The organism is Pseudomonas quebecensis, assembly GCF_026410085.1.
In the GTDB taxonomy this organism is placed as follows: Bacteria; Pseudomonadota; Gammaproteobacteria; order Pseudomonadales; family Pseudomonadaceae; genus Aquipseudomonas; species Aquipseudomonas quebecensis.
Map to the genome: position 1 here is coordinate 4,458,014 of NZ_CP112866.1, position 20,541 is coordinate 4,478,554.

Annotated in this window: 26 protein-coding genes and 1 tRNA gene; 19 read left to right on the forward strand and 8 right to left on the reverse strand. The window is 60.7% G+C overall.

Features of this window, described 5'->3' with window-relative positions; translation table 11 throughout:
- Nucleotides 1–3 precede the first annotated feature (3 nt).
- Genes sctR through sctW form a run of 8 tightly spaced genes read right to left on the reverse strand, consistent with a single transcriptional unit; the run spans nt 4 to nt 7,977 of the window.
- A complete protein-coding gene (sctR, locus tag OSC50_RS20795) occupies nt 4–657 on the reverse strand; it encodes a type III secretion system export apparatus subunit SctR (protein WP_181079574.1) in 654 nt (217 codons plus the stop codon).
- Nucleotides 654–1,667 (reverse strand): FliM/FliN family flagellar motor switch protein, encoded by a 1,014-nt coding sequence (locus OSC50_RS20800; RefSeq protein WP_266245882.1) that lies wholly within the window; start codon nt 1,665–1,667, stop codon nt 654–656. The genes sctR and OSC50_RS20800 overlap by 4 nt, the downstream gene beginning before the upstream one ends.
- The gene (locus tag OSC50_RS20805) at nt 1,664–2,122 is read right to left on the reverse strand and encodes a type III secretion system HrpP C-terminal domain-containing protein (RefSeq protein ID WP_253510358.1); all 459 of its coding nucleotides are present in this window, start codon (nt 2,120–2,122) and stop codon (nt 1,664–1,666) included. The genes OSC50_RS20800 and OSC50_RS20805 overlap by 4 nt, the downstream gene beginning before the upstream one ends.
- Nucleotides 2,119–2,547 carry a type III secretion system stalk subunit SctO gene (gene sctO / locus OSC50_RS20810; protein WP_266245881.1) on the reverse strand — a complete coding sequence of 143 codons (429 nt, stop codon included), beginning with the start codon at nt 2,545–2,547 and terminating at the stop codon, nt 2,119–2,121. The genes OSC50_RS20805 and sctO overlap by 4 nt, the downstream gene beginning before the upstream one ends.
- Nucleotides 2,534–3,892: a FliI/YscN family ATPase gene (locus tag OSC50_RS20815; protein ID WP_266245879.1), complete on the reverse strand. Its 1,359-nt coding sequence runs from the start codon at nt 3,890–3,892 to the stop codon at nt 2,534–2,536. Before OSC50_RS20815 ends, sctO begins: the two co-directional genes overlap by 14 nt.
- A complete protein-coding gene (locus tag OSC50_RS20820; protein WP_181079657.1) occupies nt 3,889–4,788 on the reverse strand; it encodes an FHA domain-containing protein in 900 nt (299 codons plus the stop codon). The genes OSC50_RS20815 and OSC50_RS20820 overlap by 4 nt, the downstream gene beginning before the upstream one ends.
- Nucleotides 4,789–4,822: 34 nt before the next feature.
- The gene (gene sctV / locus OSC50_RS20825; RefSeq protein WP_253510352.1) at nt 4,823–6,916 is read right to left on the reverse strand and encodes a type III secretion system export apparatus subunit SctV; all 2,094 of its coding nucleotides are present in this window, start codon (nt 6,914–6,916) and stop codon (nt 4,823–4,825) included.
- The gene (gene sctW, locus OSC50_RS20830) at nt 6,913–7,977 is read right to left on the reverse strand and encodes a type III secretion system gatekeeper subunit SctW (RefSeq protein ID WP_181079568.1); all 1,065 of its coding nucleotides are present in this window, start codon (nt 7,975–7,977) and stop codon (nt 6,913–6,915) included. The genes sctV and sctW overlap by 4 nt, the downstream gene beginning before the upstream one ends.
- 261 nt (nt 7,978–8,238) lie before the next feature.
- Here sctW and OSC50_RS20835 point away from each other — a divergent pair, with 261 nt between their 5' ends.
- The 19 genes from OSC50_RS20835 (at nt 8,239) to OSC50_RS20925 (ending at nt 20,452) form a co-directional block, all read left to right on the forward strand.
- On the forward strand, nt 8,239–8,790 hold the full coding sequence (locus tag OSC50_RS20835; RefSeq protein WP_181079567.1) for an RNA polymerase sigma factor: 552 nt from the start codon (nt 8,239–8,241) through the stop codon (nt 8,788–8,790).
- A 224-nt stretch (nt 8,791–9,014) separates the two neighbouring features.
- A tRNA-Met gene (locus OSC50_RS20840) sits at nt 9,015–9,091 on the forward strand.
- 170 nt (nt 9,092–9,261) lie between these two features.
- Nucleotides 9,262–10,503, forward strand: coding sequence for a tyrosine-type recombinase/integrase (locus tag OSC50_RS20845; RefSeq protein ID WP_266245876.1), 1,242 nt, complete (start codon nt 9,262–9,264; stop codon nt 10,501–10,503).
- 161 nt (nt 10,504–10,664) lie between these two features.
- The gene (locus OSC50_RS20850) at nt 10,665–11,417 is read left to right on the forward strand and encodes a hypothetical protein (RefSeq protein WP_266245874.1); all 753 of its coding nucleotides are present in this window, start codon (nt 10,665–10,667) and stop codon (nt 11,415–11,417) included.
- 160 nt (nt 11,418–11,577) lie between these two features.
- Entirely contained in the window at nt 11,578–11,847 is a 270-nt protein-coding gene (locus tag OSC50_RS20855; RefSeq protein WP_266245872.1) for a helix-turn-helix transcriptional regulator, read from the forward strand.
- Entirely contained in the window at nt 11,847–12,146 is a 300-nt protein-coding gene (locus OSC50_RS20860) for a helix-turn-helix domain-containing protein (RefSeq protein ID WP_266245870.1), read from the forward strand. Before OSC50_RS20855 ends, OSC50_RS20860 begins: the two co-directional genes overlap by 1 nt.
- A complete protein-coding gene (locus OSC50_RS20865; RefSeq protein ID WP_266245868.1) occupies nt 12,143–12,817 on the forward strand; it encodes a KilA-N domain-containing protein in 675 nt (224 codons plus the stop codon). The genes OSC50_RS20860 and OSC50_RS20865 overlap by 4 nt, the downstream gene beginning before the upstream one ends.
- Nucleotides 12,818–13,289: 472 nt before the next feature.
- Nucleotides 13,290–13,553, forward strand: a complete 264-nt coding sequence (locus OSC50_RS20870) for a hypothetical protein (protein WP_266245866.1) — start codon at nt 13,290–13,292, stop codon at nt 13,551–13,553.
- On the forward strand, nt 13,550–13,882 hold the full coding sequence (locus OSC50_RS20875) for a hypothetical protein (protein WP_090367430.1): 333 nt from the start codon (nt 13,550–13,552) through the stop codon (nt 13,880–13,882). The genes OSC50_RS20870 and OSC50_RS20875 overlap by 4 nt, the downstream gene beginning before the upstream one ends.
- Nucleotides 13,883–13,888: 6 nt before the next feature.
- Nucleotides 13,889–14,176 (forward strand): hypothetical protein, encoded by a 288-nt coding sequence (locus OSC50_RS20880; protein ID WP_266245863.1) that lies wholly within the window; start codon nt 13,889–13,891, stop codon nt 14,174–14,176.
- Complete coding sequence (locus OSC50_RS20885) at nt 14,169–14,396, forward strand: hypothetical protein (protein ID WP_266245862.1); 228 nt, start codon at nt 14,169–14,171, stop codon at nt 14,394–14,396. Before OSC50_RS20880 ends, OSC50_RS20885 begins: the two co-directional genes overlap by 8 nt.
- Nucleotides 14,393–15,274: a toprim domain-containing protein gene (locus OSC50_RS20890; protein WP_266245861.1), complete on the forward strand. Its 882-nt coding sequence runs from the start codon at nt 14,393–14,395 to the stop codon at nt 15,272–15,274. The genes OSC50_RS20885 and OSC50_RS20890 overlap by 4 nt, the downstream gene beginning before the upstream one ends.
- Nucleotides 15,261–17,063 carry a DUF927 domain-containing protein gene (locus OSC50_RS20895; protein WP_266245859.1) on the forward strand — a complete coding sequence of 601 codons (1,803 nt, stop codon included), beginning with the start codon at nt 15,261–15,263 and terminating at the stop codon, nt 17,061–17,063. The genes OSC50_RS20890 and OSC50_RS20895 overlap by 14 nt, the downstream gene beginning before the upstream one ends.
- Nucleotides 17,064–17,399: 336 nt before the next feature.
- On the forward strand, nt 17,400–17,714 hold the full coding sequence (locus OSC50_RS20900) for a hypothetical protein (protein WP_266245858.1): 315 nt from the start codon (nt 17,400–17,402) through the stop codon (nt 17,712–17,714).
- A complete protein-coding gene (locus OSC50_RS20905; protein WP_266245857.1) occupies nt 17,711–18,319 on the forward strand; it encodes a hypothetical protein in 609 nt (202 codons plus the stop codon). Before OSC50_RS20900 ends, OSC50_RS20905 begins: the two co-directional genes overlap by 4 nt.
- A 106-nt stretch (nt 18,320–18,425) precedes the next feature.
- Nucleotides 18,426–18,806 carry a hypothetical protein gene (locus tag OSC50_RS20910; RefSeq protein WP_266245856.1) on the forward strand — a complete coding sequence of 127 codons (381 nt, stop codon included), beginning with the start codon at nt 18,426–18,428 and terminating at the stop codon, nt 18,804–18,806.
- 8 nt (nt 18,807–18,814) lie between these two features.
- Nucleotides 18,815–19,393 (forward strand): tail assembly protein, encoded by a 579-nt coding sequence (locus OSC50_RS20915; RefSeq protein WP_266245854.1) that lies wholly within the window; start codon nt 18,815–18,817, stop codon nt 19,391–19,393.
- Entirely contained in the window at nt 19,390–19,974 is a 585-nt protein-coding gene (locus OSC50_RS20920; protein WP_125969313.1) for a tail assembly protein, read from the forward strand. Before OSC50_RS20915 ends, OSC50_RS20920 begins: the two co-directional genes overlap by 4 nt.
- A 43-nt stretch (nt 19,975–20,017) precedes the next feature.
- The gene (locus OSC50_RS20925; protein WP_125969312.1) at nt 20,018–20,452 is read left to right on the forward strand and encodes a hypothetical protein; all 435 of its coding nucleotides are present in this window, start codon (nt 20,018–20,020) and stop codon (nt 20,450–20,452) included.
- Nucleotides 20,453–20,541 lie beyond the last annotated feature (89 nt).

Here is a 20,541-nt window from a genome sequence, read left to right on the forward strand (position 1 = left end):
CACTCAGAGGTAAGAAAGGAACAGGCTGTCGAGCAGCCGCGACCAGCCGGACACCAGCACGAACAGCAGCAGTTTTAGCGGCAGGGAAATGGTCATTGGCGACACCATCTGCATGCCCAGCGCCAGCAGCAGGTTGGAGACGATCAGGTCGATCACGATGAAGGGGATATAGATCAGAAAACCGATCTCGAACCCCGCCTGCAGTTGCGACAGCACGAACGCCGGCACCAGCAGGATCAGGTCTTCACGCTGCACCTCCTGCGCCATTTGCGCAGGCCACAGCCGCGTGGTGTTTTCCAGCAGATGGGTCAACACATCCGGGTCCACGTTGCGCAGCATGAAGGCACGCAATGGCTGGATAGCTTCACTCCCGGTCTGCAAAAACAGTTGCACACTGCTCGTGTCCACGGGTGAAGCCTTGACGTTCTCCGCGATCGCGTACCCCACCGGCGCCATGATAAACAGAGTAGCCGCCAGGGCGATGCCGTTGATGGCCATGCTCGGCGGTACCTGCTGCACGCCGATGGCGTTGCGGGTAATCATCAGCACAATGACAATCTTCAAAAACGATGTGCAAATCACCAACAGCATGGGCAGCAACGCCAATGCCCCGACGAACATCGCCAGAACCAGGGGGTTGACCCCTTCAAATGTCATCGGCCGACCATCACGCGGGACAACTGCAAGCCCAGGCGCCCGTCGACTTCCACCAACTGTCCCTGGCCGATGGTGCGGTCGCCGTAATAGAGACCCGCCATGCCAGGCGCATAACCGGCGATACCCAGTACCGAGCCGGGTGCGAGATTCCGCAGCTCACCCAGTGTCAGATTCAACGTGCCGCAGCGCACGTTCAACGTCATGCTCAACTCGTCGAACGGCTCGTGGCCGAACACATCCACCACGGGTTCATCTTCTCCATAGTTCGAATAATCGGGCGCCGCAAAATGTTCATCCATGGATGTGTCCTCGATAGAAGTAAGGGTCAGGCACAAAGCCCCGCCGGCATCGTCGATGCGGCCATGCAGCCGCTGTTTGCCAACCTGCAGGTAGCCGCTGCCCTGGGCTTGGAAAAAAGTCTGCTCAGGCACCAGCACGTCACCGGTACGCAGGCCGCGCACCTGGGCGATCAGTAGGTGCAAACGCCCAAGGGTCACGGCAATTGCCAGCTGCAATTGCGCCGGCAACGGCTCGGCCACGGCACGCCACGCGCCGGCCTCGCACAACGCCAGAAAGCTGTCAGGCGTCAGCCACACGTAGCTGTCGACCCGAGACGTGCCCAGGGAAACGCAGAGCCGGCAACCAAACCCTTCAGGGCGATCGGTTTCCAGCAAACGCACAGGGCCCAGTAACGCGCTCACCTGAGGGCTCAGGTGATGCTGGAACACTGCCCAGAACCATGAATCCGGATCGTTGCCGGACGGGGCCAATGTCACTGGACAATCGCCCAGCAGACTGAGCACCGGCCCTGCCTGGGCGAGCGCCAGCACGCCACACGCGGTTTCGAAGCAAACGGCCTCGGCCCGTGTGGGCGCGCGTCCGGGCTCCAACCGCAGCTCGCCGTTCTGGTCAGCAACCTGAAACGCCAGGCGCAGTCCGCGCCCCAAACGCCGGCGCGCGGCAACCGTGTCGCCCTTGATCAAGGGCAAGGTCAATGTCGGGACCATCATGCGCCGCCGGCAGCAGGCAGCAGCAGATTGACCGGCAGACCCAGCACGTGTGAAAACCGGTCTTCACAGTGTTGTCGCACACCGCTGAGCCAGCGTGCCGTCGCGCCCTGTTCCGCTTCCAGTTCAACGCTCCAGGCGCTCTGTTCACGGTGCACGCGGGCGTTGATCCGGCCCAGGCGAGGTAAATACAACACTGCCTGCAGGGGCCATTGGGAAGCGGCCTGTATGCGAGGCGCCAATTGTTCGGCGAGGGCCTCAACCATGCCCGCCGCAGCCGATGCCTTGATGCCCGATAAGGACGCCCCAGAACCACTGTGTTCATCGCTATCGGCAAACAATTGAGCGAACAGTCGCCCTTGCTCCCAAGCCACTGCGCCCACAGCGCCCGGCTCGCGCTCCTCGCGCGCATGAAGCGGACGTGGGCGCTCAAGGGGTTTATTCGAAACCTCGCTCATGTCGACTCCTGAGCCATAAGTCGGGACAACTCCTGGAGTTTTTCCACTTGACGCAGACACTCGGTGACGTGCTTCTGGGCCTGCCCAACGCGGCTTTCCCTTTCGTCCTGCTGGCCTTGCAATTGCGCCAGTTGGCCTTGGTTGCGCCGGGTACTGGCGGATAACGAGCGCTCCTGCGCGCCCCAGGACTTCAAATCCTGCAGGCTCAGCATTCGCCCCTGGTGCTGGCTGAGCAGTTGAGCACTTTGCCGGGTCTCTTCCAGTCGAGTCTGCTCAAGTGCTTCCTCGGCCTGTTGGATATGTGCGAGCAGCGCCTGCCGGGCACGCTTGGCCTCGCGTAACGCCCGCTCGGCCCGGTCGGCACGATGCCGGCGCAGGCGCCGCAATGTATCCACCTCACCGAGCAGCACATCAGAATGGGACATGGGTGGTCAGCTCCTTGAGTTGCTCCAGCGTGTGCGCCATCGGCGTCGGCTCACGCAGGTCCTGGCGCAGGAAACCGTCGACCGCCTGGCGACTGTCCACCGCCAGGTCAGTGAGAGGGTCGCTGCCGGGTTGGTACTCGCCCAGCTTGAGCATCAGTTCGATCTGTTGGTACGCCGACAACAAACGGCGCAAGCCGGTGCCGGCCTGGATATCTTCAGGTGCCGCGACGTTGCTCAAAATCCGCGACAGGCTCGCCAGCACATCCACCGCCGGATAGTGCCCGCGTTCGGCCAATTTGCGGGACAGCACGATATGGCCGTCGAGCAGTGAGCGCACTTCATCGGCCACCGGATCGTTCATGGAGTCCTGTTCAATCAGTACCGTGTAGATCGCCGTGATCACGCCATCGCGCGTCAACCCGGCACGCTCCACCAGGCGCGGCAGCAGGCTGTAAACCGACGGTGGCAGGCCTCCGCGCCCCAGAGGTTCGCCGGCGGCCAGGCCGATTTCGCGCTGGGCCCTGGCGAAACGGGTCAGTGAGTCGATCAGCAGCAAGACTCGCCGGCCCTCGCGCCGAAACCCTTCAGCCAGAGCCGTGGCGGTGAACGCCGCGCGGGCGCGTTCCATGCTGGAGCGGTCGGAGGTGGCACACACCAGCACCGCCTTGGCGCGCAGTTGCTCATCGAGTTCATGGTCGAGGAACTCCCGCAGTTCCCGACCCCGCTCACCAATCAGGCCGAACACGATGACATCGCACTCGACGTTGCGCGCAATCTCGGCCAACAACGTGGTCTTGCCGCAGCCGGCACCGGCAAACAGCCCGACGCGCTGCCCTTCGCCGAGGGTCAAAAGGCCGTCGATCGAACGCACGCCGGTGGCCAGTGCGCGATTGATCCGCGGCCGCTCGGTGGGCAGCGGTGCATCACACAACACGGAGTGGGCGTCCGATGCGCCGGCTTCGGCAAATGCACTGGCGCCCTCGCCGCTGATCGGTCGCCCGAAACCATCCAGCACCTGGCCCAGCAATGCCTGGCTGACCTGCACGCGATGCGAGATGCCCAGGCGCTCTACGCCCGCGCCGACTTGCACGCCTTCGAGGTTGCCCAGGGCACTGAGCACCGCATCCTGATTATCGAAGCCGATGATCTCGGCGAGCATGTAATCGCCGGGGTGCTTTTCCACCTGGCACAGATCAACGATACGCGCCTGGGGCAGCCGACATTGCAGCAGCATACCGTTGACGCGCTGGATTCGACCGCGCATGGTCACTGGCGAAAAATTGGCCAGTGACTGGATCTGCCGCTGCTGCCACGCGTCCAGGCGCGCCTGTAATTGCGTGCTCACCAGCGCACCTCATAACGCTGCGCGCCATCGAAGACCACCTTGCTGTTGTCGATCAGTACCAGGCGCAGCCCATCCACTTCGTCGCCTACAAAGAGTCGGTTGCCCTCCTCCAGCACCACGTGACCGTTGGGCCCTCCTACGATCTGCACAATCCTGAACGGCAGTTGCTCATCGCGCGCTCGCACGCGGCTGATCACCGGCACCGCGCTATCGAACTGCTCACCAAAACGGCTGAGCATGCGCGCCACCAGCTCCACTTCTTCCTGGGAAACGTCGCCGCCGAGTGCGACCTGGCCATTGATCAGTTGCAGGCTGACGCGCTGGCTCAATTCACGCTCGCTGAGCATCTTCAACAACTGCTGGCGCACGTCAAACGGCGAATCGAGTTTGTGTTTCTGGGTCACCGGCGGCATCAAGGAAGCCTGGGCCTCAGGCTCCCCTGTAGAAATCATGCCCACCACCACGATCATGGCCGTAACCGCCAGCACCAGACTGAGCAGGCGCTTTTGCTGCGATGGCGGGATCGACGATAGTTTAAAGCCCGGTGCGGGGTCATCGGCCGGTGACTGCGAGGGTGGCTCGGGCGTGGCGGCCTGGGGCCAGGGCTGGTCGGCCAAGGTGACGCACAACTGCGCCTCCCCCACCCAGAACGGTACGTTCAGCGCCAGGCTTGCGATCTGTGCCAGCATCCGACCGCCGGCGTCCCGCAGCAGCCCCGCCTGCGCCTGCACCGACCAGTTAGCCTTGATAAAACGAAGGTGCGCATGTTGCTCAGCGATCCCCGTACCGTGGAGTACCAGGTCGGCATCGGCGTGGGCACCGATGCTCCACTGCTCACCGAACAATGGCAACGCAGCGCCCTGACTCGGTCCGTCAAGCACCCGTAGCTCAAACATCATAGGGCCCTCCACACCGGCCGTGGCCAAGTCGTCATGCCGCCGCACCACGCATTAGCTCGTCCTGGCCCAGGTCAATGCGCCCCAGCACTTTGACCTTGGACGTGCTGCCCAACTCGGCAAACGACAACACGGCTATATGGTTGAACTCTTCCACCAGCAAAGTACGCAAGGGGCTGCGCAAATCCTGCGCCACCAACAGCACGCTTTTGCTCTTGGCCCTCAAGGTAAAGGCCTGGTTGAGCAGGTTGATCAAGGCTGCGCTGTGTTCATCCTCCAGCGCGAAGAACACCCCGGTCTGTGTCTGGCGCAGGGCTTCACGCAGGATGTTTTCGCTGTGCGGCGACAGCAACCAGGCATGCAGGCCATCGTCTTCGCTGTGCTGGTGGTATATCTGCGCCTTGAGGGCAATGCGCGCGTAGTCGGCCAAGGCCTCCGGTTCCCGCTCGTGCTGGCCGTATTCGATCAGCGACTCGACGATCAGCCGCACAGCCCGCAGCGGCACCCCCTCACTGGCCAGGCGCTGCAGCACCGCCGAAAAGCGTGACAGCGGCATGATGCGTTGCAGTTCCTGCACCAACTCCGGCTGGTTGTGCTCCAGCCAACCGAGGATCGCCTTGCTCTCCTGGATGCCCAGGAACTGCGGCCCGCTGAGCATCATGGCCTGCTTCATGCGGTCGATGATCAACGCCGTGGCGGTGAAGCGCTCCAGCTGCGGATCATCGAGCAACGGGTCATCCGGCGCCAGCCAGAGCCAATTCTGCTCGTCACGCTCCACCAACCCCGGTATGCCACGCCCAGGCTCGACTGTCAGCGCACTGCGCTCAACCGCCAGATGGCTGACCACCGACGCTTTGACCATCGGCACTTCGTGCACACAGAAACGCATTTCATCGGCGGCCAGCGAATCATCCAGCTCGACTTCGAATGGCGGCAGCGTCAGGCCGATATTGGCGACCAATGCGTTACGCGACTGGCGAATCCCGTGAATGAGCTCCGCCACCTGGGGCGTACCGCGCAAGGACGAAGGGAACTGCAGCAGATAAGGACGCGAAGGATCGAACCCGCGCAAATCCTCGCTGCCGTTCTCCTCGGGGCGAACGGCGTCGGTGGCCTGAGCGGCGGGTTCCGCTTGCCGTCGACGCTGACGCAACAGGTAAAACCCCAAGGCGCCGGAGATCAGCGAGATCAGCATGAAGACTCCGGTCGGCATGCCCGGCACCGCGGCGAATGCGAGCATGCCCACCGACGCGATCACCCAACTCTTGGGTTCGCTGGTCATCTGCCGGGCGATTTCGGCGCCCATGTTGGTCACGCCCCTGCGCCCATCCGGCGCCACGCGGGTGATGATCATGCCGGCCGTCAGCGAAATCAGCAGCGCCGGAATCTGTGCAATCAGGCCATCACCGATGGTCAATACCGAATACAACGCCATGGAATCGGCGGCACTCAAACCGTGCTGGAACATCCCCGTGGAAAAGCCTCCCAGCAAGTTGACCACCACGATGATCAGACCGGCTATGGCATCGCCCTTGACGAACTTCATGGCGCCGTCCATCGCCCCGAACAACTGACTCTCGCGGGACAGTTGCTCGCGCTTGTCGCGCGCTTGCGCGCCGTCAATCAGGCCGGCACGCAGGTCGCTGTCGATGGACATCTGCTTGCCCGGCATGGCATCGAGGCTGAAGCGCGCGGCGACTTCGGCGACCCGCTCGGAGCCCTTGGTGATGACCAGGAAGTTGACCAGGGTCAGGATCAGGAAAATCACCATCCCCACCGCCAGGTTGCCCCCCACCACAAAATTGCCGAAGGCCTCGACGATATCCCCCGCGTCCTGTTCCAGCAGAATCAGGCGCGTCGTCGCGATCGACAGTGCCAGCCGGAACATGGTCGTCAACAGCAGGATTGAAGGAAACGAGGAAAACGCCAGGGGCCCCGGCAGGTAAAGCGCCAGCACGATAAGCAGGCATGAGATGCAGATATTGAGTGCAATCAGGATGTCCACCAGCCAGGTGGGCAGTGGCACGATAAAAATAAACACGATGGCCATGACCACCACCGCGCCCAGCACTTCGGCGCGCTGTGCCACTTTGAGCAATACACGGTTGATGGCCGACAGTGCGGTCACGCCGTGCCCCTCGGCTCACTGATAAACCGTGCGGCTGGGCGTGTCGTGCGGTGCAACTCATCCAGCACCACCAGCAATACATGCAAGGCCTCCTGCCGTGCTCGGCTGTCGGGCCACACCGCCAGGGGCAGTTGTTGGAACAACGGATAAAGCGCGTTGAGGCACACCAATTGCTGCTGGGTCGGGCCACCGCCCAGCTCACTCGCCAGGCGCAAGGCCTCGGCGGATGCAATGCCGCCGCCGGCGTAACCCAACAGACGCTGGAGCAAGTCGACGGCGTCGTACTCGACGCACAGGCGTTGGATCATCCCACGGCAGCCGGCCAGCACTGCGCTCAGTTGCCCGCAGCTTTGCAGCCCCAGCAGCAAGGTGCGCAACGCGGCAGTAGGCACCGATGAGACCTGCGCGGCAACATCGTCGGCCAGCGCTTTGCGCATCACCTTGATGCCTTCGTGGAACCGCTCAGCACCGTATACACCCAACAGGGCTTGCATCATCGTTGCCAAGGATTGGCGCCTGACCACACTGGCGTAATACAGAGCACGCAGCGCCTGGCGCTCCTGCGGATCGACACCCGTCGCCTGCAGCGCCGAGGCGATGTTCAGACCGGCCTGAATCTCACCACTGAAACGAACCTCCAGCCTGGCAATGGCATCGCGCGCCAGTGCAGCCTCAGCCGCACGCACTTCGGCATCCGCCTGGGCCGCCACGTACTTGAGCACCACAAAAGCTCGCGCCGGGTCTTGCCCGGTGAGTTCCAACAGTGTTTCAACGGTGGGGTTGTGCAGCAGCTGCATCCTGATCCGACGCGAAATGGATGCCATGGTCGCCTGGGCCGGATGACCCAGCTGATCATAGAGCTGCGCAAGCTGCTCGGCGGGGGGCACACGCACACCCACTTTCCGTTCGGCCAGGGTCCGAAACTGATTACCCACTTCCTGGCTGAACAGCTCAGCCAGCTCGTCAACGCCTTTGCCGGGCACCGGTACCGACGCCGGGGTGACCGCCGGCAGATCCAGGCGTGGGTTCACTTGAATATCGTTATTGGCTTCAATCTTCATGGCAGGCCAGCACAGCAAGAATGTTTCCCTGTGTGGCAAGACCCGCCGCTACGGTTCCATCCAATTCCAGTGTGCGCGCCAATTGAAAAGACTTGCACAGACGCCCCTGCACAGCGTGCCAGCGGTTGCGCAAAATCGACTCAATTCAAGATATTTATCTATATTAATCAACTAGTTATATATGTTTTTTTGCTTGGCACAGGCAGTGCTTAGTGGGTCTGGTCGACACGTTTCGACTGCGTCTACCCAAAGGAAAAAAACATGAATATCCCTATTGAAGCTTTAGCGCACCTCGTTGGCAGCTCGCCTCAATTCATGCATCACCTGACAGACGACGAGCAAAAAAAACTCCGGCGCTTCATCCACAAGCGCGTACTCAACCCCGAAGATGCGGACGATCTGCTGCAATTGACCTACCTGGAAGCCTGGCGCAACCGTGAGCGCTACAGCGGCATAGCCACGCTCAGCACCTGGATGTGCGGCATCGCGCAGAACCTGATACGCAATCACTTCAGGCGCATGTACGCCAAGCCGGCGCACTGCGAATTCGACGAGTCGCTTTCCCACGGCCAGGATGAAAGCAACAACCTGGACTGGGAGTTCGAGGTCAATCGCCGCCTGGAAAAGACCCTGAACGCCATCGATCATTTGCCCACGGAAATGCGTAAGACACTTTACGCCTCGCTGGAAACCGACGGCAGCTATCAGGACACGGCTGACGCGCTGGACATACCCATCGGCACCGTTCGCTCCCGCCTTTCACGGGCACGTGAACAGCTCAAACGCGTGACTCACACTTCGCAACATCCGTAGCCGAGACTCAACGTTGGGCGGCAGGGATATCGCCCAATCGAAGCCTTCGTGTACCGCCTGCCAACCGCGCAAGCTCGACAGCCCCTCTACTGCCGAAAGCCTCCATCCACCTCGCCACTCGTCGCCGAAGCGCGCTGTTTTCGTTAAACAGTTGAAAGCGTAGGTAAAAATTCAAAATAAACGCTTGACGCCTTGGCGTTCTGCGCGAATAATGCGCGCCACTTGGCTACATAGCTCAGTTGGTTAGAGCATAGCATTCATAATGCTGGGGTCCGGGGTTCAAGTCCCTGTGTAGCCACCAAGTACCGGTTTAGAGATGTCTACATCAGTCTCTAAACCACCTCAAGAAGCCCGCCTCGTGCGGGCTTTGTTGTATCTGGCTATCTCTCCTTGTATCCCCCTATGCCTTCCCTCCGTGTATCCCCCTGTGTATCCTCGGCAAATAATTGAACCGAGGGGATACAAGCCCAAATGAAGCGATCCGAGATAAAACGCCGCCCCCTTTCCGATACCGCATTGGCCGGCCTGGAGCCTGATGCCAACGAGTATCGCGAACTGGACGGGAGCGGCCTTTATTTCCGCGTGAAGCCTGATGGCCAAAAGTCCTGGCAGCTTCGCTACAAGAAGCCCGACGGCAAATGGTCATGGCTTGGGCTTGGCGGTTACCCCGAGGTGAGCGGATCAGTCGCCAGGCAGAAAGCTGCCGAATTGCGCACCGACGCCGCCGACGGCAAAAACCCGATCGTTACCAAGCAAGCCCGCAAGAAAGCAGAGAGGGATATCGCCGGCGAGACATTCGAGCCACTGGCGAGAGAGTGGTACGCCTCACGTCTCACCAACTGGGATGCGGGTACCGCCAAGCGAATCATCGGAGCCCTGGAGCGTCACGTCTTCCCGGTGTTCGGTAAACGCCCCTATGCCGACATCACACCGCTTGAGTGGATGGAGTTTCTGCGCGGCATGGAACAACAGGGAATTCTTGAGCAAATGAGCCGGGTGCGCTCGTACTGCCGAGACGCCTACGACTTGGCCAGGGTAACTGGCCGGGCGACCCATAACCCGCTTGAAGGGCTGCAAAAATATCTCCAGTCCGGCAAGGCCGAGAACTACGCCCACGTCTCACCCGATGAACTTCCCGGCCTGATCCGCGCCATTACTGCCTATCCGCACGCCCACGATGTGCGCCTAGGTCTGCGCCTGCTGAGCCTGTTCGCGGTGCGCCCTAGCGAGCTGCGCGAGGCCCGGTGGTCGGAGTTCGATTTCACCAAAAAGCTCTGGACGATCCCAGTCGAGCGCAAAGGCCGCAAAAAGGGACTTGAGCACCTGGTGCCGCTTTCGTCTCAGGCGATCGAGGCGCTAGAGGAACTGCGTCAGTACACCGGCAGCTATCCCCTTCTGTTCCCTGGCCGCAGCGACCACACCAAACCACGCAGTGATACCGTGTTTCTCATGGCGCTACGTCGTATGGGATATGAGGGCCGGCAAACCGGGCACGGCTTCCGGCATATCGCCTCGACGGTGCTCAACGAGAACGGCTTCGACGAAAATCACGTCGAGGCCCAGCTATCACACAAAAAGCCTGGTGTTGCCGGCGTCTACAACAAGGCTCAGTACCTGCCGCAACGCACAAAGATGATGCAGTGGTACGCGAACTACCTCGACGGCCTTGCCAGTGGTGTTGTCATCCAAGGCGACTTCGGCAAGCGCGCTTAAGGTGGCGCTTTCTTTGTTCACGTAGACAGCTATAGACTGAATGCCATTACTGTTTGTATAAACAGTTCCTTCTTTTCACGCGTAAAACATACCTAAACCAGCAATCGAAGAGGCCCTCTTAGCGCTTTAAAGCTGTGGTAGGAATGTTTAGGGGCCTGCAGATGCTCGACTTTGATGACCTTGAGGATTTCACGCCTTCGGAACGGCTGCCCAACCTAGACCACTGGAAGGCCGTTATGGAGTTCTCCGTAGAGCAAGCCGCTCTGCTGTCGGCAATGATTGATCCTTTTGACTGTGAAAATCTCATCCTGGCAAAGAGACACAACCACGCTCGCTGGAAAAAAGCACACGGTCATGCGTTGGGAATTGTCTCAGCGATACGTCAAGGGTTGATCTCACCAGTCGTATGCATGGGCTATGTGGAAGAGGAAGTGAGCGATTGGAACGGCAATCCTTCGCTTGAACGTAATCTACGAGTAGTCCGCCCTACGCAGCGCGAGGCTGAAATTAGCATGGCGGACACCATCATCACTCGAGCATCGCTACTCGCTTGGATTACCACGGCTAATGTCCAAGTTACTCGTCCTCCACGGCCTGTAGAAAAGCAGTTAGTCGAACGGATGCCAAAGGCTTCGGCGCCAATTGTGCAGCAGCCTCCACCATTGGCCCTACCAAACTACAGCCACAAATCAGAAGGGCTGGAATTTGTGGAAGAGGCCATAAAACACTTTTGGTCGACCTACGACGAAGAAGATCCCAGCACCGCACCCCGTCGTGACGAGATCATTGAGTATCTGAAAGGAAGAGGGGCATCAGGCCGTGAATCGGAAGCCGTCGACTTAATCCTGAGACCCAAAAATATGCGAACTGCTCACCTCAAAAACCGTAAGGTGCCCACCCGAGCGGACGAGTAAAACCAAGGCTTACAGCCAAGGTGCCCACTCGATATAACGCCCCAGTGGAGCCCTTACTCCCGCTCTCGTGTGCCCGGTGCCGTACACCCTAGAGGCTTGATTAACACCCGTCGCGTACCGTCAACCTGTTTCCCGTATTCATCAACAACGGGAAACAAATATGACCAACATCTCCTCGACCTCAGCCTCAGATACAAGCGCACGCCCATTCTGTGATCCGGCTACCACCCTCATCCGCATTCCGGAAATGGAAGCCATTACCGGCTATAAGCGACCGACGATTTATAAGCGCCTTAAGGATGACCCGACCTTTCCAAAACCGGTGCCGTTGAGCAACAGCAAAGCGCGCGGCGCACCTGTGGCATGGGTGCTTGCTGAAGTTCAAACATGGGTACGTCAGCGCATCGCATTGCGCGAGGTAGCCGCCTAATGAACAAAAAAAAGGCCGACCAACAGGCCAGCCACAAAAATACTCGCGTCGAGAATACCAGCGGAACCGCACAACGCGCTCGCCTTTTGGAGCGCCTGCAAGCGGGCCCGATTGATACCTTCACCGCCATCCGCGAACTAAATATCGTCCGCCCTGGTGCGCGCATTAATGAACTGCGCGGCCTGGGCCACAAGATTCTAACTCACCGCCTCACCCTGACCGACGATCAAGGGCGTACTCACCAGGGCATGGCGCTCTACTACCTCAGCACCAACCCGCCGGCGGAGGTGCCAGCATGAGCGCCCGCATCATCCCCTTCGACTATCAGGGCCAGACCGTCACCTTCAACGCAGAGGGCTGGATCAACGCGACCGTGGCAGCCGCCCGCTTCGATAAGGTTCCCAACGAGTGGCTGCGTCTAGGCTCCACCGAGGAGTACATAGAAAAACTGGCGAGCAGAATGATTGAGAGTAATACGGGAAAACCCCGCATTACTCTTGTTACGACCCGTCGAGGCAATAGTGCCAACAGCGGTACCTGGCTCCATCCGAAGCTGGCAGTGAAATTCGCCCGCTGGCTCTCTGTGGACTTTGAGCTCTGGTGCGACGAGCAGATCGACGCTCTGGTACGTGGTGACCAGGCCAAATGGCAACAGGCCCGCCAGCAATCGGCCGTCGGCTATCGCGGCCTGTGTGATGCGCTGGCAATCGCTTATGAAGAGAGCGGTAAAACTCCCCAGCGCCACCACTTCATTAATGAAGCCAAGCTAATCAACCAGGTAATCACCGGACAATTCGCCGGCCGCAACCGCGACGAACTTAGCGCCCATGAGCTGCTGCTGGTCACCCTGATCGAGATCCGTGACGTGCTGCTGATTGGCCAGGGCAAGGACTTCGCAGCCCGCAAAGCATCCCTACTGCGCTATGTCCAAAGCCTTACGGCCAAGCACCTTAGGAGTAATGCCGCATGACAGCTATGCTCATGATCAGCGATAAACGGTCGATAACTTTTGTTGCAAGCAATCGCGCTCGTCGGTATGGTTTGCCCGTCGCTGCAAATTCAGCGATCGGGCTTGGCCGCTCGAGGAACGTTAGGCGCAATAGCGCCCCCATTACGATTGCTGGCGCTTTTTTTGTGCCCGCAGTTACGTGTTATGGCGGGTTGCGTGGGGACACCTTCGGGTGTGCCGGGTTCCTAACGTCCCGGTCGGCCAACCCCGCGCAACCTGCCACCCTAATTCGCTTGGCCGCGAACGGTGGCAGTTCCTCAACGTTAGGAGCTACACCGATGCCTACCCTAAGTCCGTCCGCGATTCGCGCCTTTGCTCACCGCCGCATGGCCCTGAGCGCCCTCCGCGCAAACTCCAGCCTCGCAACCCGCCTCAAGCGTTACTCGCACCACATGGGCATTGCCCGCTCCCTAGAGTCTGCCGGGGGTGTGCAATGAATGCTCACGCCCGCACCATCCAAGAGATTGCCCACGACACGCTTGAGGATCTCGAAAGCGCCCAGATCGCCCTACGCAAGGTTGAGGCCGTTCTCTATGCCGCATTGGCAGACAAGGGCACGAGTCAGCACGTCCGCAATCTGGTAGACGTCGCGTGGAACCTAGCCGCTGACGGCGCCAACACCGCCGACTGCAACCGCGAGGCAATTTCCGCCGCTCTGTCAGGGTGCGCTGGCCTAGGCGCCGGGGGTGACGAATGAAAACGGCAATCCAAACGCGGGATGACCTCAGTTTCACCAAGCGCGACGACATGGGCAGGCTCATCAACTGGCCCCGGAACAACCCTGGCGTAGCTGCCGATTGGGAAAAGGGCCTTGCTTGCTTCGATTACGAGATCACCGAGCTGGCCGCGCATGATGAAACCGAAGCATTCGGCGCCATTCAGTTCGCCTTGTGCGGCATGGGTGGGCGATATACGAACCTTGAAATCGGCTTTATAGATCGCGTAGCCAGGGCTGCGGTGATTGGCTTGCGCGCAATGCGAAATGGCTCCGAACGGTTCAAGCCGAAAGACCCAGTAGAGGCTTAAAAAATCATGAACAACCAAACCTGCAAAAACGCGGGTACGCCGAAGGCTTGCCTGAAGAAAACTATCGAACTGTTTTACGTCACGCACCCGAAGGTGCCCAAGGCGTTGCTGGGACCATTCTTGACCGAGGCCGACGCTGAGTGCGGGCGACTTGTTATGCGCAGTGCTGGCGCCCAGGTGACGGCCTGCCTGGTTGATTCAATCGACGACATTACCCGCTGGCACGGTGTGAACAACGGTCAAGTTTGCCGGGCCTTTGCTGACGTTGATCGCCGGGAGGTCAGCCATGGGTAACGTCACCCCCATCAAGCGCAAGGGCAGTGGCGGGCCACCCGCTGCTGGCGCTCATATCGACAGCGCCAGCTATGTGCTGCTGGTGGAAACCCTGGTCGGCTTCCTGGAACTGCGAATCTCGGGAGGCGACCAAGACCGCCAATGCAATGAGTTGGAGCGCCTGACTCAGAAACTGGAGAACTTGGCCAAGCGGTTTACCCCGCCGAAGGGGGCCGCATGACTGACGCAACGATCCTATTCCGCGAAGCGCTCCAGGCCGTCTATGGCCCTCTCGACTGGCTACCAGAGCCCGACGGTGCAATCCACCGGTTCCGTTTGCCGGCGGATAGGCCCGGCTCTCTCAACGGCTGGTATGTGCTGTACCTGGACGGCATCGCATCCGGCGCGTTCGGCAGTTGGAAAGCCGGCGGCGCCAGCACCTGGTGTAGTCGCGAACCGGTGGACGCCCGCGAAGCGGCCCAGATCCGCGAGCGAGTTGACCAAGCCCGGCGCCAGCGCGAAGCCGAGCAACACCGGCGCCAGCAGCAGGCCGCCGAGAAGGCTAATCACTGGTGGCGCAATGCGCGCCGCGCCTCACCCGACCACCCGTATCTGATCACCAAGGCGGTTCGCTCCTACGGCCTGCGCCAGCGTGGCACTGACCTGCTGATCCCGCTGTACCTGGATGGGCGCTTGGTCAACCTGCAAAGGATCGGGCCGGACGGCGAGAAGCGCTTCCTGTTCGGCGGCCGGATCAAGGGCACCTATTCGCCGCTGGGCATCATCGAGCCAGGTTCTGTGCTTTGCATCTGCGAAGGGTGGGCGACGGCCGCCAGCCTCCACCAGCACGGCGGCTATGTCGTTGCCGCTGCCATGAACGCGGGCAACTTGATCCCGGCGGCGATGGCACTTCGCGCTCGCTACCCAAGCCAGCCAATCGTCATCGCCGGCGACGACGACCGGCTCACCGATGGCAACCCGGGACGCGCAGCGGCAAACGCGGCGGCAGCGGCAGTGGGTGGCCAAGTGGCTTTCCCTGAGTGGCCGGAAGGCGCACCCGACGACCTCACCGACTTCAACGACCTCGCCAACTGGAAACTCGCCCATGTCCAAGCCTGACACCAACGTGATCAACCTTCGGCCGGACGCCGCGACCATTGCGCCAGATCGCCCGTGCTGGGCGGTGTATGAGCATTGGGTGATCAATGAGAAGGGCCGCAAGCTGCGCCCGGGCGTTTACTGGCATAGCTTCAAGCGCGCCGCCGCTGACCAGGACGACGCCGAGGGCGATACCGGCGACCGGCCTATCACCGATGAGTGGATCTCCAGCCCTGTCACAGTCGTGGCCCGAACCACCAACAGCGACGACGGCAGCGAGGGGCGGTTGCTGCGCCTGGTAACTGAGGGCGGCATCAAGGAATGGATCATCGCCATGGAAGTGTTCGGCGGCAGCGGCGAGGACGCCCGGCGCGCATTGTTCGGGATGGGCGTCATTATCGCCCTCAAGAAACGCGGCACGTTCATGGAGTACCTGCTCGACCAGCATCCTGCAGAAGTGTTTGCCACCACCAGCCGGCCGGGCTGGCATGAATCGGGAGCGTTCGTGCTGCCTGGGCGAACCATCGGTAGCGCCAATGTGCGGTACCAGGCCAGCAACAAGGCTCAGGTACTTTTCAGCCGGCGCGGCGAGCTGGCGCTGTGGCAATCGGAGGTAGCCGCCAGGTGCGCGGGCAACCCGGTGCTGACACTCGCGATCGGCTGCTCGCTGGCTGGCCCACTGCTGAGTTTGGTCGGCGTGCTAGGTGGCGGTGTTCACCTGGTGGGCGATAGCTCGAGCGGTAAGTCGCTGGCGCAACTGATCGGATCGTCGGTATGGGGCGACCCAGGCGTGTTCGCCGCCAGTTGGGACATGACCAAGGGCGGCCTGGAGATCGAGGCGTCGAGCCGCAATGACACCATCCTGCCCTTGGATGAGATCAAGCGCGCCGACCCCAAGCGCGTACAGGAAATGGCCTACTCCCTCGCCAACGGCCAGGGCAAAGGCACCATGACCCGAGAGCGCGAAGGCCGCGCCAAATTGAGCTGGCGCCTGCTGACACTCTCCAGCGGCGAGCGCTCCCTCTCTGAGCACGCGGCCATATCCGGCAATGCCGCCCACGCTGGCGCTGAGTTACGCATGGTCGACGTGAACGCCGGTACCCGCACACACCGGGCCTTCGACGAATTGCACGGGCTTGAGGGGGCAGACTTTCACCGCCAGCTCACCGTAGCGGTAGGCGCCCACCACGGCCATCTTGGACCAGCGTTTGTGGAGTGCCTGGTCGCCGCCGACGATAAGCCCGGGCTGCTCAGTGACTTTGACGGCATCCGCGCCCAGTTCGTCGAGGACAACGCCCAGGCCGGCCGCGTGGCTGACCGGTTCGCCGTGATCGCGCTGGCGGGCGAGATGGCCATCGCCTACGGCCTGTTGCCATGGGAGCCGGGCACCGCCCTCTCCGACTGCCGCTTGCTCTACGGGGAATGGCTCTCCCGTGTCGGCGGGGGCAACGCGGAAGACCGCCAGATCCTGGCCGGCATCATCGATTTTATCGACAAGCACGGCAGCAGCCGATTCTCCGATGTCGACGCAGCAGAGGTGGACGCCAAGGTATTCAACCGCGCCGGGTACTGGGAGCTGGTGGCCGGCAAACGGCTCTATCTGTTCAACAAGTCCGCGCTGATCGAGGCCGCCCATGGGTTCGGCCTCACCCGCGTGGTCAAGGCATTGGAGGTTGGCGGGGCCCTGGCCAAACGCGACACCGACCGCGATAGCCGCAAAACCAAAAAGTACCGCATCCCCGCCGGCGGATCGGCGCGCCTGTACGTCATCGACCCAGAGGCTATGGACAGCGAAGGGGGCGGCGCATGACCTCCATATCCACCAAATATGAGTGCCCGAGTTCACAGGAACCTATAAACGTGGGGAACAGGGGGAACGGGGGTACAACCAGTAAAACCGTGGGCTGTGGCTGTTCCCCCTTATTGAATGTATGGGGACAGGGGGGAACACAAACATGTTTTTGAATATAAGCGCGCCTGCGTTTTCGATAATTTGGTTATCACCGTTCCCCACAAAAAAACGTGGGGAACAGAAACCCCCTCTGAAAGCCCCGGAAACATTGGCTGTTCCCACTGTTCCCCCGTTCCCCCGATTTTTTTCTAGAGACACATATGGGCAATGGAGCAATCAGGCCGAGGTGACGCCATGAGTCTCCTTTCCGGCCTGCTCGATCATATGCCCCCAGCCATTGCCGGTACCGACTCCGCAATTTTGCGGAGTCGCCATGAACCTCGCCCGCGCCTGGTGCTGGCCAACCCAGTCGAGCGCACTACCCGGCTCATCACCAGCCCACACGCAAGCGCCGCCACCGCCACGCCCGAATGGCGTCAAGCCCGTGACCATTACCTCAACCACATCATGGTTTGTCGGAGTTGCTACGCGCCCACCGGCCGCCATTGCACGGCTGGCGTCCACCTGCGCGCCAGCTACGACGACACACCTATGGAGGCGCACCAATGACGCCAAGCCTTATCACCCGCTTGTGCAACATCGCTTTGAAGCCAGGCATTAGCGCTACCACGCAGCTCATCACCACCCGGCGAATCTGTCGCGCCATTGCTGACCAACTCGACGCTATCCGCAGTGAGCGGCGAGCCCTCCGCCGGCAGGCGGGCAAGTTGAAAGCATTCCTCCCCTTCACCCGGCAGGCCATTGATGAATTGGAGGAGCGAGCCCAGGAACACCAAGAGGCCATCCGCAGCGGAGCGTGGAGCGCACTTGCTGGGTTTGGCCAATCACTGATGTTCGACCGCAAGGGGCTGGCACAGGCGCTGGGCTTCGACCAGATGTGCGATCTGCTGGGCGTCAACCCAGTACATCGCCAGGATGCCAGCGCAGACGGTGACACCAGCCTTCGCGGAGTGGCCTACCTATCCCAACTGGAGGATAGCGCCGACCGCAAGAGCGACGAATGGGGCGCCGGTGGCCCGCTGTATCGCGCCTGCCACGCCGCGATGATCCGGTTCATCAGGGAATGCCCAGAAGACCAACTACCCGACCCGTTCGCCCCTGGCGCGCCGTTCGGCCCAAAGCTGCCGCCCGCCCTAAGCATCGTCGGCAAATGACCATTTTGCGCGCCACGTTTTGCGAATCACGAAAACGTGGCGCGACACCGAGCAACACCATCGGGCAACTGCCCATGATCAGCGCCAGCGGCGCATTGAGGAAAACATGACTGACCAAGACAGCAACACAGCGGGCCACACGCCCACCTATCAGGAGCGATTCACCGACGCATGCAACACACTTAAATTCAAACCCTACGAGCTGATTCAGGGGCCGGACGCAGGCTACCTGGTGTGGGAGGTCCAGCACGTTCGCAATGGCCAGCAAGTGACCATAGACGGCCCCTACTTCACTGAGGAAGAAGCCCGGGTTTCGGCGGACCTGATGCGGGGAACATTCCGCGGCGCCAGGGCAAGCGAAACAATCTACAACCGGGTGTGGAACTACGACCCGCGCCAGGAACAATTGACCATCGACCAGGCGCATATGTCGCGCGCAGTACTCGCCATTCGCCTTGGGCTACCTGCCCCTTCGATCACCGTATAGGAGGCCACATGGCCGCTACCGCATTCGATAACTCCCCTATGACCACCATCAAGCTCTACGGACAACTCCGGCAGTTCGGCAGGTCCTACGACCTTGCCGTGCGCACGCCAGCGGAAGCCTTGAAAGCGCTGTGCGTGCAGATTCCCGGCCTTGAGCGATTCATCTCAAACGCCAGGTCGCGCGGACTTGTGTTTGCTGTTTTCCGAGGAAAGAAAAACATCGGTGAAAGTGAGCTCAATTATCAAGGCCATGGCGACATCATTATCGCCCCCGTGATCGTCGGCAGTAAGCGGGCAGGTATCTTGCAAACGATCATAGGGGCTGTACTGATCGTTATGAGCCCTTTCACAAATGGCGCAACACTTGCGCCGGGTATCGCGCTGGCCGCCGGCGGCGTAATTCAGATGTTGAGCCCGCAAGCCCAGGGCTTGAAGTCTAGCGCCGCGCCCGAGAATACTCCTGGCTATGCCTTTGGTGGTGCAAAAAACACCGTGGCATCAGGCTTGCCCGTACCTCTTTGCATCGGCCATCGCCGCTGGGGTGGCGCGATCATCAGCGCTGCTATTTACGCTGAGGATCGGGTATGACTGCCATCGAATATTCACCGCGCACAACCATTCTGCTCAGCGGTTCACTGGCCAAAAAGTACGGCCGTAGACACACCTATGCCCTATCCGCTCATGGCGACACCAGGGAGGCGCTGAGGGCAATAGATGTGAATCACCCAGGGTTCCTGAGCGATATCGCGCGAGCACGCTCCATCGGTCTGGAGTTCGCAATTTTCCGCAACAGGAAGAATGTTGGCGAATCCGAGCTGACACTCGGCGGAGCCAAGGAGATACGGGTCGTCCCCGTGATCACCGGTAGCAAGCGTGCTGGGATACTTCAGACCATCATCGGAATTGTGTTGATCGTGGCTAGTCCGTTCACCAACGGCGCTACGCTTGCCCCAGGGATTGCTCTCGCTGCTGGTGGTGTTATCCAAATGCTCAGCCCCCAGGCCGGCGGTCTCAAGACCAGTGCCGCACCAGAGAACACCCCCGGGTACGCCTTCGGCAGCGCCAAGAACACCACGGCCAGTGGCAACCCGGTGCCGCTCTGTTACGGCAAACGGCGGATAGGCGGAGCGATCATCAGCGCTGCCATTTACGCCGAAGACCAGATGTAGGGGTGCTGGTGTAAAGTGATCCATCAACCCCGGAGGAAGAAATATGCACAGGATTTTGCTCGCCACCGTCACCTTCGCACTACTGGCTGGATGTTCAAGCACACCAGTAGCGCCTGGCTCTGCAAAGCGGGTGCCTGCCGACAGGGTCTACGCCTATCAGTCAGACGTTCCTGGTGGTGCGACACTGGCAGTTAGTCGAGACAACGGTTTTTGGGCGTCTGGCGGCTGCTTGGCCACCGTGCTCATCGACGGAAAAAAGGTCGCCCGCATCGACACCGGCGAAATTGTGAAATTCAAGGTCAAGCCAGGTCGGCATATCGTTGGCATTGCCGGCGATGACGAAGGCAACGGCCTCTGTGCAATGCAGATCGGTCAGCCCGTGAAGGAAACGGCAGCCGAGGTCAGCTCAGGAGAAACCCAAAAATTCAGGATTTCGGGTACTCAAAATGGAACGGACATACGCCCGAGCTCCATTTAACTGACTGATCGCGACAGACGATATGGTCTCACTCAGACCAAATCGTCTGTCTCGCAGCTTCGCCGGTAACCACTCGGGTAACCACCAAA